This window comes from Paracoccus sp. (in: a-proteobacteria) (assembly GCF_030538655.1).
GTDB lineage: Bacteria > Pseudomonadota > Alphaproteobacteria > Rhodobacterales > Rhodobacteraceae > Paracoccus.
Map to the genome: position 1 here is coordinate 59694 of NZ_JAUNTO010000008.1, position 13926 is coordinate 73619.

General features: G+C 65.8%; 16 protein-coding genes. 10 read left to right on the forward strand and 6 right to left on the reverse strand.

Going from position 1 to position 13926, the window contains the following annotated elements:
* The first annotated feature begins 6 nt into the window (after positions 1 to 6).
* From dxs to Q4G22_RS15720, 3 genes are all read left to right on the forward strand, one after another.
* Positions 7 to 1932: a 1-deoxy-D-xylulose-5-phosphate synthase gene (gene dxs / locus Q4G22_RS07405; RefSeq protein WP_303385266.1), complete on the forward strand. Its 1926-nt coding sequence runs from the start codon at positions 7 to 9 to the stop codon at positions 1930 to 1932.
* 83 nt (positions 1933 to 2015) lie between these two features.
* Positions 2016 to 2243, forward strand: coding sequence for a hypothetical protein (locus Q4G22_RS07410; protein ID WP_303385267.1), 228 nt, complete (start codon positions 2016 to 2018; stop codon positions 2241 to 2243).
* Positions 2244 to 2337: 94 nt separating this feature from the next.
* On the forward strand, positions 2338 to 2646 hold the full coding sequence (locus Q4G22_RS15720; protein WP_368661467.1) for a DUF2335 domain-containing protein: 309 nt from the start codon (positions 2338 to 2340) through the stop codon (positions 2644 to 2646).
* Positions 2647 to 2665: 19 nt separating this feature from the next.
* Here Q4G22_RS15720 and cysW read toward each other — a convergent pair whose 3' ends face one another.
* From cysW to Q4G22_RS07430, 4 genes are read right to left on the reverse strand one after another with little or no spacing between them, the layout of a single operon-like run.
* Positions 2666 to 3490, reverse strand: a complete 825-nt coding sequence (gene cysW / locus Q4G22_RS07415; protein WP_303385268.1) for a sulfate ABC transporter permease subunit CysW — start codon at positions 3488 to 3490, stop codon at positions 2666 to 2668.
* A gap of 1 nt (position 3491) precedes the next feature.
* Complete coding sequence (gene cysT, locus Q4G22_RS07420; protein ID WP_303385269.1) at positions 3492 to 4340, reverse strand: sulfate ABC transporter permease subunit CysT; 849 nt, start codon at positions 4338 to 4340, stop codon at positions 3492 to 3494.
* Positions 4337 to 5341 carry a sulfate ABC transporter substrate-binding protein gene (locus Q4G22_RS07425; protein ID WP_303385270.1) on the reverse strand — a complete coding sequence of 335 codons (1005 nt, stop codon included), beginning with the start codon at positions 5339 to 5341 and terminating at the stop codon, positions 4337 to 4339. Before Q4G22_RS07425 ends, cysT begins: the two co-directional genes overlap by 4 nt.
* A complete protein-coding gene (locus tag Q4G22_RS07430) occupies positions 5338 to 6438 on the reverse strand; it encodes a sulfate/molybdate ABC transporter ATP-binding protein (protein ID WP_303385271.1) in 1101 nt (366 codons plus the stop codon). The genes Q4G22_RS07425 and Q4G22_RS07430 overlap by 4 nt, the downstream gene beginning before the upstream one ends.
* Positions 6439 to 6945: 507 nt before the next feature.
* Between Q4G22_RS07430 and Q4G22_RS07435 the strand changes: the two genes are divergently transcribed.
* The 7 genes from Q4G22_RS07435 to Q4G22_RS07465 all read left to right on the forward strand — a co-directional run bounded on the left by Q4G22_RS07435 (position 6946) and on the right by Q4G22_RS07465 (position 12031).
* The gene (locus Q4G22_RS07435; protein WP_303385314.1) at positions 6946 to 7725 is read left to right on the forward strand and encodes an SDR family oxidoreductase; all 780 of its coding nucleotides are present in this window, start codon (positions 6946 to 6948) and stop codon (positions 7723 to 7725) included.
* 94 nt (positions 7726 to 7819) lie between these two features.
* Entirely contained in the window at positions 7820 to 8905 is a 1086-nt protein-coding gene (locus Q4G22_RS07440) for an ABC transporter ATP-binding protein (RefSeq protein WP_303385315.1), read from the forward strand.
* 112 nt (positions 8906 to 9017) lie between these two features.
* Positions 9018 to 9470, forward strand: coding sequence for a hypothetical protein (locus Q4G22_RS07445; RefSeq protein WP_303385272.1), 453 nt, complete (start codon positions 9018 to 9020; stop codon positions 9468 to 9470).
* Positions 9471 to 9480: 10 nt separating this feature from the next.
* Positions 9481 to 10119 carry a MotA/TolQ/ExbB proton channel family protein gene (locus Q4G22_RS07450; protein WP_303385273.1) on the forward strand — a complete coding sequence of 213 codons (639 nt, stop codon included), beginning with the start codon at positions 9481 to 9483 and terminating at the stop codon, positions 10117 to 10119.
* A 6-nt stretch (positions 10120 to 10125) separates the two neighbouring features.
* On the forward strand, positions 10126 to 10593 hold the full coding sequence (locus tag Q4G22_RS07455; RefSeq protein WP_303385274.1) for a biopolymer transporter ExbD: 468 nt from the start codon (positions 10126 to 10128) through the stop codon (positions 10591 to 10593).
* On the forward strand, positions 10590 to 11000 hold the full coding sequence (locus Q4G22_RS07460) for a biopolymer transporter ExbD (protein WP_303385275.1): 411 nt from the start codon (positions 10590 to 10592) through the stop codon (positions 10998 to 11000). The genes Q4G22_RS07455 and Q4G22_RS07460 overlap by 4 nt, the downstream gene beginning before the upstream one ends.
* Positions 10997 to 12031, forward strand: a complete 1035-nt coding sequence (locus Q4G22_RS07465) for a hypothetical protein (protein WP_303385276.1) — start codon at positions 10997 to 10999, stop codon at positions 12029 to 12031. The genes Q4G22_RS07460 and Q4G22_RS07465 overlap by 4 nt, the downstream gene beginning before the upstream one ends.
* 148 nt (positions 12032 to 12179) lie before the next feature.
* Here Q4G22_RS07465 and tagH read toward each other — a convergent pair whose 3' ends face one another.
* Both tagH and Q4G22_RS07475 read right to left on the reverse strand, forming a co-directional pair.
* Positions 12180 to 13247 carry a type VI secretion system-associated FHA domain protein TagH gene (tagH, locus tag Q4G22_RS07470; RefSeq protein ID WP_303385277.1) on the reverse strand — a complete coding sequence of 356 codons (1068 nt, stop codon included), beginning with the start codon at positions 13245 to 13247 and terminating at the stop codon, positions 12180 to 12182.
* 15 nt (positions 13248 to 13262) lie between these two features.
* Complete coding sequence (locus tag Q4G22_RS07475; RefSeq protein WP_303385278.1) at positions 13263 to 13841, reverse strand: hypothetical protein; 579 nt, start codon at positions 13839 to 13841, stop codon at positions 13263 to 13265.
* Between the last annotated feature and the right edge of the window lie 85 nt (positions 13842 to 13926).

Consider the following 13926-nt stretch of genomic DNA (forward strand, 5'->3'; position numbering starts at 1 on the left):
CAGCCCATGACCGCCACAGACCACCGCCCGGCGACCCCGACCCTTGACCGGGTGACTTTGCCCTCGGACCTGAAATCGCTGACGGATCGCGAATTGCATCTGCTGGCCGACGAATTGCGGGCTGAAACCATCAGCGCGGTATCGGTCACGGGCGGGCATCTGGGCGCGGGTCTTGGCGTGGTGGAGCTGACCGTGGCGCTGCATGCGGTATTCGACACGCCGCGCGACAAGATCATTTGGGACGTCGGCCACCAGTGCTATCCGCATAAAATCCTGACCGGGCGGCGGGACCGCATCCGCACCCTGCGCATGGGCGGCGGGTTGTCAGGGTTCACCAAGCGCGCCGAAAGCCCGTTCGATCCGTTCGGGGCGGGCCATTCCAGCACCTCGATTTCGGCCGGGCTTGGCTTTGCTGTCGCGCGCGATCTGGGCGGTGATCCGGGCGATGCGATTGCCGTCATCGGCGATGGCGCGATGAGCGCGGGCATGGCCTATGAGGCGCTGAACAACGCCGGCCACCTTGGCACCCGCATGTTCGTGATCCTGAACGATAACGAGATGTCTATCGCCCCGCCGGTTGGCGCGATGTCATCCTATCTGACCCGGCTTTACGCGGGCGGCCCGTTTCAGGAACTCAAGGCGGCGGCCAAGGGCGTCGCCAGCCTGTTGCCCCCGCCGCTCGCCGAGGGCGCGAAACGCGCCAAGGAAATGCTGAAAGGCATGGCGGTCGGCGGCACCTTGTTCGAGGAACTGGGGTTCAGCTACATCGGCCCGGTCGATGGCCATGATCTGGACCAGCTTTTGCCGCTGCTGCGCACGGTCAAGGCGCGCGCCACCGGCCCGGTGCTGATCCATGTGGTGACGAAAAAGGGCAAAGGCTATGCCCCGGCCGAGGCTGCCGCCGACCGGGGCCATGCGACGGCCAAGTTCGACGTTCTGACGGGCCAGCAGGCCAAGGCGGCCTCGAACGCGCCCAGCTATACTTCGGTTTTCTCAAAGGCGCTGATCGCGGCGGCGGAACGTGACGACAAGATTACCGCTATCACCGCCGCCATGCCGGACGGCACCGGGTTGAAACAATTCGCCGAACGCTTTCCCCGCCGCTGCTTTGACGTGGGTATCGCCGAACAGCACGCCGTCACCTTTGCGGCGGGCCTTGCAGCGGGCGGGCTGCGGCCGTTCTGCGCGCTTTATTCGACGTTCCTGCAACGCGGCTATGACCAGATTGTGCATGACGTCGCGGTGCAGGGCCTGCCGGTGCGCTTTGCCATCGACCGCGCCGGGCTGGTCGGGCAAGACGGCCCGACCCACGCCGGAGCCTATGACATCGCCTTTCTAGCCAATCTGCCCGGCATGGTGGTGATGGCTGCCGCAGACGAGGCCGAACTGACCCATATGGTTGCCACCGCCGCCGCCCATGACGCCGGCCCCATCGCATTCCGCTTCCCGCGCGGGGAAGGCACCGGCGTCGATATGCCCGAACGCGGCGAAATCCTTGAAATCGGCAAGGGCCGCATGATCGCCGAAGGCAGCCGTGTCGCCATCCTGTCCTTTGGCACGCGCCTGTCCGAAGTCATGAAAGCCCGCGAATCCCTCATGGTGCGCGGCATCACCCCCACGGTGGCGGATGCCCGCTTTGCCAAACCGCTGGACCGCGACCTGATCCTGCGCCTTGCCACCACCCACGAGGCGCTGATAACCGTCGAGGAAGGCGCGGTCGGCGGTTTCGGCAGCCATGTCGCGCAACTGCTGGCCGATGAAGGCGTGTTCGACCACGGGTTGAAATTCCGCTCGATGGTGCTGCCCGACAGCTTCGTCGATCACGACGCGCCCTTTGCGATGTATGACACATCGGCCCTGAATGCCGCGCATATCGAGGCAAAGGTGCTGGAAACGCTTGGTGTTGCCAGCTTGACGACCGCTATCCGGTAATGCTGTTCACTTTTTATCAATCATGTGTCCATATGGTGGAAACTGACTGATTTGCGAATACGTTGTTGCCGTGGGGGATTGTTATGACACAGCACGTTCGAAAATTAGCGATAGTTCCAAGGGCTCTTGGTTTTGGTGCTGGTGTGCGGCGTGGTATGGCCGTTTCGGATTTTGCGTTCGACTCTGATCTGGCGCGTGTTCGGCTTCGGAACTTTCGCGACAGTATGAGCTATGATCTTGAAACCCTCAGAGAAGATTTCATCCGTGCCGACAGACGATTCAGAGCTGAGCAAAAGCCTGCCGAAAGCTGACCAGTCACTACAGACTGAACAAGGCGAGATTATTCATTCAGACGGCACACGTGAGGTTGTAACGTTGGCGGTTTCGCGAAGCTGATCTGGCGCTTTGCCTAGACCGCAAGACTTCGGCGAATATGGGCGGATCGTCCCCGATGCGCCAGAGCGCATCCTTCGGATGGCAGAAAACGAGCAGCGGCACCGCATAGAGATGGAACGCATACTCGTTCCCGCCGAAGTTCACGCTGGTAGGCGGGGACAACTTCTAGGAACCGGCATTTCCTTAGCTGCGCTGATATTGGCTGCTGTTACGGCATGGGTAGGTGTGCCGTGGCAAGTCAGTATAGCATTGGTGGGAGTGCCTGTCCTAAGTGTTGCGCGTTCGCTGGTTCTCGCAATTCGGCGTGGTGACGACTGAGAACGGTTAGGTTGGGATCTCATCCCCGCCGCGATTCCAGCGCCGTCTTGATCCCCATCGTCACCAGCGCGATCAGCGTCAGCGTCGATGCGGCGGCAAAGGCTCCGGTGGTGTTCAGATCGTTGAACATCAGCTCGACCTGCAAGGGCAACGTATTGGTCTGCCCACGGATATTCCCCGACACCACCGACACGCCGCCAAATTCGCCCACCGCCCGTGCCGTGCACAGAACCGCGCCATACAGTAGCGCCCATTTGATATTGGGCAGGGTCACGCGGCGGAACATGGTCCAGCCACTGGCGCCAAGGGTCAGCGCCGCCTGTTCCTGTTCCGACCCCTGCGCCTGCATCAGCGGCAACACTTCGCGCGCGACAAAGGGGGCGGTGACGAATGCCGTAACCAGCACGATACCGGGCAGGGCGAACATCACCTGCCAGCCCTGATCGGCCAGCCATGGTCCCAACAGCCCCTGCCGCCCATACAGCAGCAGGTAACAGATCCCGGCGATGATCGGTGAAATCGAAAACGGAATCTCGATCGCCGTCACCAACAGCCCGCGCCCCGGAAAGCGGAACCGCGCCACTGCCCATGCCGCCGCCACGCCAAAGGCGATGTTCAGCGGCACCACGATCAGCGCGGTGATGGTGGTCAGCCACATCGCGTGCAGCGTCAGCGGGTTCAAGATGTTCGACGCATAAACCTGCCAGCCCTGCGCCAAGGCGCGCACAAAGATATAGGTCAGCGGTGCGACCACGATCAGCAGGGTCAGCACCACCGCCAGACCGATCAGCAGGCGCGGGGCCAGACGGGCTTGGCCGGGGGGCAACGGAACGGCATGTGACATCTTAAGCCCCCTTATAGCGCAGCGCCCAGGCTTGCAGCCGGTTCGACACCAGCAACAGCACCAGCGCAAAGAACAAAAGCACCAGCGCAATGGCCGCAGCACCGCTGTAATCGAACTCTTCCAGCCGGATAAAGGCCAGCAGGGCGGCGATTTCCGTCTTGAAGGGCAGGTTGCCGGCGATGAACACAATCGCCCCGAACTCGCCCAAGGACCGGGCGAAAGCCATGGTGCAGCCGGCCAGATAGGCGGGCAGAATCTGCGGAAAGACGATGCGGCGGAAAATCTCGCCCTCGGTCGCGCCCAAGGTGCGGGCAGCCTGTTCCAGCGAGGTGTCCAGATCCTCCAGCACCGGCTGAACCGTGCGCACCACAAAGGGGATCGAGGTAAAGGACATCGCCACCGCCACGCCCCAGATCGTATAGACCACGCTAATTCCATGCGGGGCCAGCCATGCGCCGAACCAGCCATTCGCCGAAAACAGTGCCGTCAGCGATAGCCCGGCGACGGCGGTGGGCAGCGCGAAGGGAATATCCATCAGCGCATCCAGCAGCCGCTTGCCGAGAAAATCATAGCGCACCAGCACCCATGCCATCAGCAGCCCGTAGGCCGCGTTGAACAGCGTGGCCAGCGCCGCCGCCGTCAGCGTCACCTGAAACGCCGCCAGCGCGCGGGGTGAGGTGACGATGGCCCAGAACCGCACCGGCCCGATTTCCGCGCCCTTCAGGATCAGCGCCAGAACCGGGATGGCGACGATCACCGTCAGGTAAAGCAGCGTCGTGCCAAGGCTCAGCGTGAACCCCGGCAAGACGCGCTTGGCGCGGACGGCAGGCGGTGCGGCGACAGCGATCATCGGTTGACGAACACCTGATCCAGAATCGCGCCATCGGCCAGATGCTCGGCGCGGACGGCATCCCAGCCGCCGAACACCTCATCCACCGTGACCAGTTCGACCTCGGGGAAGTCGGTGGCATGCGCCTCGGCCACGGTCGCATCGTTCACGCGGTAGTGGTTTTGCGCCAGCAATTCCTGCGCGGCGGGCGAGTAAAGCCATTCCAGATAGGCGGTCGAAACCTCGGTCGAGCCGTTCTTTTCGGCATTGGCGGCGACCACAGCCACCGGGAAGGCCGCAAACAGCGACATCGACGGCGTGACCCGCTCGAACCCCTTGTCGGCGTATTGCGCGGCGATCTGGGCGGTTTCGGCCTCGAACGTTACCAGCACGTCGCCGATCTCACGCTCGGCAAAGGTTTGGGTGGCGGCGCGGCCCCCGGTGTCAAACACCGGCACGTTGGACAGCAGTTTGCGCACGAATTCCTGCGTCGCCGCCGGATCGCCGTTGTTCTGCGCCAGCCCATAGGCATAGGCCGCCAGATAGGTATAACGCGCGTTGCCGCTGGTTTTCGGGTTCGGGAACACCGGGGCCACATCGTCGCGGGCAAGGTCGGACCAGTCCTGGATATTCTTGGGGTTGCCCGCGCGCACAAGGAAGGCGGGCAGCGAATAATAGGGCGAGGCGTCGTTCGGCAGCTTGTCGCGCCAATCGGCAGGGACAAGGCCACCCTCGGCCAGCACGTCGATGTCGGTTTCCTGGTTAAAGGTCACGACATCGGCGTTCAGCCCTTCCAGAATGGCGCGGGCTTGGCGCGAGGAACCACCGTGGCTTTGCTCAACGGTGACGGTGCGGCCGGTGTCGGCCTGCCATTGTTCGGTAAAGGCGGGGTTCAACGCCTCGAACAATTCGCGGGCAATGTCATAGCTGACGTTCAGGATGCGATCTTGCGACAGCGCCGGAGTGGCGGCAAGGCCAAGCGTGGTGGCCAGCGCCAGCGCGCGGATCAGGCCGGTTTTCATAGGCGGTTCTCCTTGATCGGGGAAAGGGGGGTAGGTGCCGCTGCGGCGGTGGCGGGGCGGGCTGCGGAAAAGATCGCGCCAGCCAGTGGACGCAGGCGCAGATGCGTGCCGATTTCAACCGGCGGTGCGGTATAGCGTGGCAGGTCGATGCTGATGCGGGCGTCGCCGGAACCATGCAGATCAAGCCGGATCAGCGCGCCGGTGCTGGTTTTCGCGGCCAGTCGCCACGGGCTGGCCGGGTCGGGCTGCACGGTGATGGCGTCGGGGCGCGGGAACAGCGTGGCCGGGCCATCGGGCAGGGCGCGGCGGTCCAGCGCCGATGCGTCCAGCCCCGGTGCCTCGGCCCGGCCTGCGCGCAGGGTCACGGGCAGTTCGATCACCGCGCCCATAAAGCGGGCCACAAAGGGGCTGGCGGGGTGGTCGTGGATCTGGTCGGCGCTGCCGATCTGTTCGATGCGACCATCGCCCATGACGACGACTCTGTCAGCCAATTCAAAGGCTTCTTCCTGATCGTGGGTCACGAAAATCGTGGTGCTGCCGGTCTGGTCATGCACCTCGCGAAGCCAGCGGCGCAGATCGCGGCGGATGCTGGCATCCAGCGCGCCGAAGGGTTCGTCCAGCAGCAGAACCGAGGGTTCGATGGCCAACGCCCGGCCAAGCGCCACGCGCTGGCGCTGGCCGCCCGAAAGCTGCGCCGGGAAACGATCTGCCAGATGCGGGATTTGCAGGAAATTCAGCAAATTATCGACCGTTTCGGCGATTTTCGCCGCGTCGGGGCGCTGTTTGCGCGGGCCGACGGTCAGGCCAAAGGCCAGATTGTCGCGCACCGTCATATGCGGGAACAGGGCGTAATGCTGAAACACGAATCCGATGCGGCGGGCCTGTGCGGGCAGGGCCAGCCAGTCGGTTCCGGCGACGGTCAGTTCGCCCGCTTCGGGCCATTCCAGACCGGCTATGATCTTGAGAAGTGTGGTTTTTCCTGACCCGGACGGGCCAAGCAGCGCCACCAGCTCGCCATCGCCGACGGTCAGATCGACGCCGCGCAGCACCGATGTGGTGCCAAAGCTTTTGGTCATTCCGCGGATCGAGATGGACATGCCTGGCTCCTGAGGGTTCGGGTCGGGAAATATTTCCTGAAACCGGGCAGATCAACGGGCTGAGTTGTGTTTTGTTGTCCGTTGGCCGGATTTCGGCGGGATATTGTTCCGGCGACGCGGCGATCCGACTGATGCTGATCGCGTGGCCTGCCGCCCCGGCAAACGCTGTTCGCCGGGCGTGCGGCGGGGCGCATGATCGTCCTTATTTCGACCTGCACAATGCGAGGTGCCGGCGCGGCTGTGGCATGGGATCGGGGCGCAACGACAGCGTGCGTTGCGCGGGCATAAATGCAACGCCTGATTGCCGTCGGGGCCAGCAATTGCCGGGAATCCGGCTGCACAGCCTGTGCACCATCCGTGCACAACCTGTGCACAACCTGTACACAGGCTGCGGGCGTTGCAGGGCTGACTTTGGTCAGGTTTCGGCGGCGCGGGGGCTGTGACATGTGGCGGTTTGACAAATCCGCCGCGCCGCGCTTCCCTGTGGCGGCAAAGCAGGAGGTGACGATGGATCTGGGCATCAGGGGCAAACGGGGGCTGGTCTGTGCCGCCTCGAAAGGATTGGGGCGCGGTTGTGCCGAGGCGCTGGCCGAGGCGGGCGTCGATCTGGTCATCAACGCCCGCACGTCCGAGGCGATCACCCAGACCGCCTATGATATTGCCGCGAAATACGGCGTGCAGGTGACGCCGGTCGCCGCCGACATCACCACCCCCGAGGGCCGCGCCAAGGTGCTGGAGGCCGTGGGGCAGGCCGATATTCTGGTCACGAACGCAGGCGGCCCACCGCCGGGCACATGGACCGACTGGGATCGCGACGATTTCATCCGCGCGATTGACGCCAATATGCTGACCGCCATCGCGCTGATGCAGGCACTGGTTCCCGGCATGATGGAACGCGGCTGGGGTCGGGTGGTCAATATCACCTCGGCCGCCGTGCGATCGCCCGTGCCGGTGCTGGGGCTGTCGAACACCGCGCGCACCGGGCTGACCGGCTTTGTCGCCGGCATGTCGCGGCAGGTGGCGGGCAGCGGCGTTTGCGTGAACAACATTCTGCCCGGCCTGCACGCCACGGATCGCGCCGTCAGTCTGGATACCGCCGCCGCCGCGCAGCAGGGCATCACCCCCGCCGAGGCCGCGGCAAGGCGCAAGGCGACGATCCCGACCGGCAGCTATGGCGAGGCCGCCGATTTCGGCGCCGCCTGCGCGTTCCTGTGCAGCCAGCAGGCGCGGTTCATCATCGGGCAGAATCTGCTGTTGGATGGCGGCGCGCTGAATGTCACGGTCTGAGATCGGGCGGCGGCTTGTGCCCGGACTTGTGCCTGGCCCGGCGGATTGCTAGGCCGGGCTTGTGCTGCAAGATGAACGACATGCCGTGACGACGATTGCCCCGCCCCGACTTGAGGTGAAACATCTTTCGCGCCGTTTTGGCGACCGTGCGGTGGTGGACGATGTGTCCTTTGCCGTGTCCGCCGGTCAGGTCGCCTGTCTGCTGGGGCCGTCGGGTTGCGGCAAATCCACCACGCTGCGCATCGTGGCCGGGGTGGATATTCAGGATTCCGGCCAGATTCTGGTCGATGGCAAGCTGATCTGCGACACCGTGTTCCGCATCCCGCCGGAACGGCGCGGCATCGGGTTGATGTTTCAGGATTTCGCGCTGTTCCCGCATCTGTCGGTGGCTGAAAACGTCGCCTTTGGCCTGCGCGGCGGCCCCGCCGCCCATCGCAACCGCGTGGGCGAGTTACTGGAGCGGGTGCATATGTCGCGCCATATCGACAGCTATCCCCATGCGCTGTCGGGGGGCGAACAACAGCGGGTGGCGCTGGCCCGCGCGCTGGCCCCGCGTCCGCGTGTGATGCTGATGGACGAACCCTTCAGCGGGCTGGACGAACGTCTGCGCGACGGCATCCGCGACGACACGCTGGCGCTGTTGAAAGAGGAAGGCACCGCCGTTCTGCTGGTCACGCATGAGCCGCACGAGGCGATGCGCATGGCCGATCTGATCCTGCTGATGCGTGACGGGCGGATCGTGCAGCAGGGCGCACCCTATAACATCTATAACGCGCCGGTGGATCGCGCGGCGGCAGGTTTTTTCAGCGACATCAATGTGTTGCATGGGCGTGTGACCGGGGCGCTGACCGCGACGCCCTTTGGCGATTTTCTGGCCCCCGGCGTGCCCGACGGGTCCGAGGTGGACATCGTGATCCGTCCGCAGCATCTGAAGATCGACTTTGACCGCGCGGGCAACGGCCCCGCGCCGACGCCGCAGAACGGCACCGCCGCCCATGCCTTTGTCCGCCGTGCGCGGTTTTTGGGGCGGGAATCGCTGGTGGAATTCGTCACCGAACAGGGTGGAATCGCGCTGACGGCGGCGGTGCCGGGCGTGTTTCTGCCGCCTGTGGGAACGCCGATGTGGCTGATGCTGCGCCGGGACCGGGTGCTGGTTTTTCCGCGCGAAGCGCAGCAATAACCTGCACGTCGCGCAATGTTCTGCCACAAGTTGTTCAATTGGTGTCTGAATCCGCTTAACCGTGCCGTAAACTGTGTTATCCCTAGCCCTGCCCTGATTCACGAGGTGAAGTTTGCTGCGTTTCTGTCTTGCTCTGCTGTTGTCTGCCTTGCTGATCGTGCCGCTGTGGCCGGGTGCCGTGCTGGCACAGGATTCCGCTGCCGATGAGGGCCGGATCGTGGTCGAGCTGAACAACGCCAGCGACACGGAAACCGGCGCCTGCCGCCTGACCTTTGTGGCGGCGAACCACAGCGGCACCGGGTTCGAGGCCGCGTCCTGGCAGGTGGGTGTGTTCGACGGGCAGGGGATCGTGCGTTCGATCCTGGTGCTGGAATTCGGCGCGCTGGCCCAGGGGCGGACGCGGATCGTGCTGTTCGATCTGCCGGGGCGGCCCTGCGCCGATATTTCCCGCGTGGTGGTGAACGATGTCGCCGCCTGCCGGGCGCAGGGCGGTGATGCGCTGTCGCCGGTCTGTCTGGATGCGCTGACCCCGCGCAGCCGCACTGCCATCGCCTTTGATCTGTAAGGGGGCCGGAATGTCGCAGATCATGCCGATTCTGAACCTGTCCACTGTGGCGATTTTCGCGGCGCTGATGGTGCTGTCGGTGCTGGCGCTGACCGTGACCATCTTCAAGGTGATGCAGTTCCGCCGTATGGGCGTGGGCCGCCGGGCCGAGGCGGACGCGGTGCTGGACGATTGGCTGAACGGGCGCCCCGATCAGGCGATCACCGCCGCAGGGCAGGGGCACAGCGTGCTGACCCGCGTGCTGGCCCCGGTGATGGAGGGGCTGCGCGCCCGCCCCGGCGACACGACCTATGCCGAGGAACTGGGGCGGCAGTCCGCGCTTGAGGAACTGGCGGCGCTGAACGGGCGGATGCGTCTGCTGGAGGCCGTGGTGCAGGCCGCGCCGATGCTGGGCCTGCTGGGCACGATCATCGGCATGATCGACGCCTTTTCCGCGCTGTCGCTGTCGCAAAGCGCGGTTGATCCGGCGTTGCTGGCCAATGGGATCTGGACGGCGCTGACCACCACCGCCATCGGTCTGGCCATCGCGCTGCTGACCTATTTCGCCGCCAACTGGCTGGAAGCCCGGATCGAGACGGAACGTCAGCGCATGGAAATGATTATCCCTGCCGCGATCCTTGGCCGGGTCGGGCTGTTGGGGCGGCGCTAGGGCGTGATGGCGATGGCGGTGGCGGCGCTGAACCGGATCGACCTGCCACGCGGGCAGCGGCGCTATGGCTTTGCGCTGACGCCGCTGGCGGATGCGATGTTTCAGGTGCTGATCTTTTTCATGCTGTCATCGAATCTGTCGCCCTATTCGTTGCTGGACCTGCGCGGGGGGGCGCTGGCGGTGGGCGGTGGTGGCGGTGATGCGCCTGATCCGGGGCAGCAGGCGGCACCGGCGATGCCTGCCGGTGAAACCGCGATCTGGTCGGTCAGTGGCGATGGAATCGTGGCCTCGGGGCAGCGGTTCGGCTTTGACCGGCTGCCGGATCTGGCGGCGGCGCTGGATCAGGCGGGCACCGCGCGGGTGTTGTTGGTGACGCGGCCCGGCGCGCAGGTGCAGAATCTGGTCGCCGTGATCGAGGCGCTGTCGATCGCGGGTGTCAGCGATATTCAGGTGGCCAGCGGGGCCGGAGGATGAGCGTGTCCTTGCCCTCGCGCGCGCGGCGGTTACGCATCGACGTTTCGCTGGCGATTGTGAATATCGTGCTGCTGCTGATTTTTTTCTTTCTGGTCAGTGGGCAGATCGGTGCCAGCGACCGGGCCAGGCTGCCTGACCTGCCCGAGACCACCGAACTGCCGCTGGATCAATTGCCGCGCCCGATCCTGATCGTCACGCCGGGGGGCGACTGGCTGCTGGACGATCAGCCGGTCGCGCCCGATCTGCTGGGAGTCGCGCTGGCGCAATTGCCGCAGCCGGTGACGCTGAACGTGCTGATCGACCGCGCCGCACCCGCCGATGCGCTGGTGGCGGTGCTGCGCGACCCGGCCTTGCAGGGCGTGGCGGTGCGGCTGGTGACGCTGCGCCACCGGGGCGGCCGGGCATGAGCGCGCCGGTCTATGAAAGCGGTGGGCACTGGGCGCAGGCGCTGTCGCTGGCGCTGGTGACGCATGTGGCGGTGGTTGCGGTGTTTGCGGACCTGCCCGGCTGGCGTCGCCCGGCAGAGCAGACATTGCCGGTTCAGGTGCAGGTGACGGGCCTTGCCGTCGAAACCGCCAGCCTGCCCCCGACCACGCTGACCGAGGCAATGCCGGTGCCGCCGCAGTCGCTGGCCCCTGCGGAACCGGCACAACCGGCGATGCCCGGCGTGCCGACCGGGGATGATCCCGCGACGGCTCCGCCGGTCGAGGTGATCGCGCCCCATGTGCCGACAGGCGGCAGCGCGCCGCCCGTCACCCAGCCCGGCGCGGCGCCTGCTTTGGCAGAGGACATCGGCGGTGGTGGTGCCGACGGGGACGCCCGGCAGGCGCAGGCGGTTCAGGCGCTGATCGCGGCCATTCGCGGCAGGCTGGAACAATCCTGCCTGATCGCCGTTCCCGCCGCCGCCCCGGACGGTGCGGTGGAACTGACCGTGATCGGAGCGGGCGATCAGGATATTGCCGGGTTCGGGCAGGGCATCGCCGCACAGGCGCAGGGGGTGGCCTTGCTGGAACGATCTGTCTTGCTGGACGCGCGACAGTGCCCGGCGCTGGCCTATGCGCGGGCGGCGGCCAGCTATCCGGTCGGGCCGGTTGCGATTTCGCTGGCGCAGCCGGTGGTGGCCTCGGGCGACAGTCTGCGCGGGTCGGTCAGCAGCGGGCAGGCGGTGCTGGTGCTGGTCGATGACAATGGCGTGGTGCAGGATCTGAGCCGCTTTAGCACGGCGCAGGACGGTGGGGCCACGCAATTTGACGTGCCGGTGCGCCGCAATGGCAGCGCGCGCGACACCAGCCAGATCATCATGGCGCTGAGCGGGCCGGGCATGGCGCAGGCGGTGGCGCAGAATGCGGGCCAGTCGGCAGAGCGTTTCTTTGCCGCGCTTGGCCCGCAGCCGGGACCAGGGGTGCAGGTCGCCGTTGCCGGGTTCTACCTGCGCTGACTGGCCCTTTGGGGCTGGGCGGTTCAGCGCGGCAGATTATTCGCCACCGGCAGCCTGTCGATGGCGTTGCGACAGGCATCGGCGAACAGGTGAGGGGGCGTCCAGCATTCCGCTGTTGTGCACTTGTCCATGGCGCGGGGCCAAATGGTCAGCGCGGCAGATTGTTCGCCACCGGCAGTCCGTCGATGGCGTTGCGATAGGCATCGGCGAACAGGTCAAGGAATTCGTCCAGCATTCCGTTGTCGTGCTGTTCGGTCTTGGCGCGCCAGCGGGCGGCATAGATCTCCCACGCTTTTGCGGCGCGGTTGCCGCCTTGACGGTTGGTTTCGGCCTCGGCCTCGATCCCGTCGGGGGCCAGATCGGCCAGTAGCCGCGCCAGGGCCGGTTGCAGCGCGGCAAACAGCGCCGACTGATGCAGCCGCAGATCGGCCAGCGCATCGTCCAGCCCCCGCGGCCCGGTCAGAAAGCCGGGGCGCGGGCGCAGGAACATCGCCTCGATCGCCTGATCCGGGGTCGGCAGGAATTTCAGCGGGTTGTTATCCTGTTCGGCCTGCATCGTGCCTTCGCCCGCGCGGGTGAACTGTTTCGCGGCGGCGCGGTCTTGCAGGGCCAGCATGATCTGTTCGCTGATCCGCCGCACCGATTGCCCCAAGGCCAGCGCCAGTGCCGGGGCATCGACCTGCGCATAGAGATCGGGCGGCAACCCTGCGCCATTGCAAAAGGCGGTGATGACATCGCTGGCGGGCGCGGCGGGGGCGGGGGTCTTGATCCCTGTCACCTCGTGCCGGGGGGGCGGAGGCAGATCGGCCAGCCCCTCATAGGCCGGGGGGTTAGACCGGAGCGGGCGCGACAGATCAGGCAGCGATTCCGCCGTCAGCGGCTGTGGTGGCGGTGTGGTTTCGCCTTCGATCAGCGCCGTAATCAGATAGGGGCCGACCTGAAAACGGTCGCCATGCCGCAGCCGGTGTGGTCCGTCCAGCCGGAACCGCTGGCCTTGCAGAAAGGTGCCGTTGGTGGACATGTCGCGCAGCCACCAGCCATCGCCCTGACGCGACACGTCGAAATGGTGCCCCGACACGTGGCGGCTGTCATCGGGCAGCACCCAGCCCATGCTGGCGGAACGGCCCGCGCTCAGCCCGGTGTCGGGCACCTCGATCCGCGACGGATTGGCGCCGGGCAGGCTGGTGTGGCTGTCGATATGCAGGATCAGGGTCATGGGCAACCTGTGCGGTCAATAGGCGCGGAACAAGGGTTCGGCCATGTCAACGAAGCGAGCCAGATAGTCGGGGCGGCGGCGCAGATCGGTGCGGGCCAGACAGGTCAGCACCGCGCCGTTGACCGCGCGCGGACAGCGGTGCAGCGGCGCGGGCAGCGGATCATTGGGGGCCACCGGCCCGCCCGACCACGCCACCGCCAGCCCCAGCATCACCGAGGGCGACCGCGACGGTGCCCAAAGTGCATCACGCGCAATTCTTTGGCGCATATTGGTGGCCGGATGTCGCAGCCATGCGGCGATCAGTTCCATCATCGGGCGGTCCATCGGGTCGAGATGGTCGGCCATCATCCGCAGCGCCTCGTATCCCCAGCGGATCGCCGTTTGCGGCAGCGCGGCAAAGGCGGTGAAGGTCAGCGCGTCTTCCGGCGTGGGCGAAGATCGCAGCCGGGTCAGAAAGGCCAGCGAATCTTCGACGGCGCGCGGGCGTTGCTGGGTCAGTTCGGCGATCTGCGGCAGGTTGATGAACAGCGCCTGCGGTGATTCGTAGCGCAGAAACCCCATCGGCGGGCGTGTCTTTTCTGCATCGGTCCGCATGGGGGGCGGGGAAAGCTCGGTCATGTCTGGTTACGCCATTTTCTGTTCACGCAGGATGCGGGCAAGGTGCTTGCTCCGTCAAGAC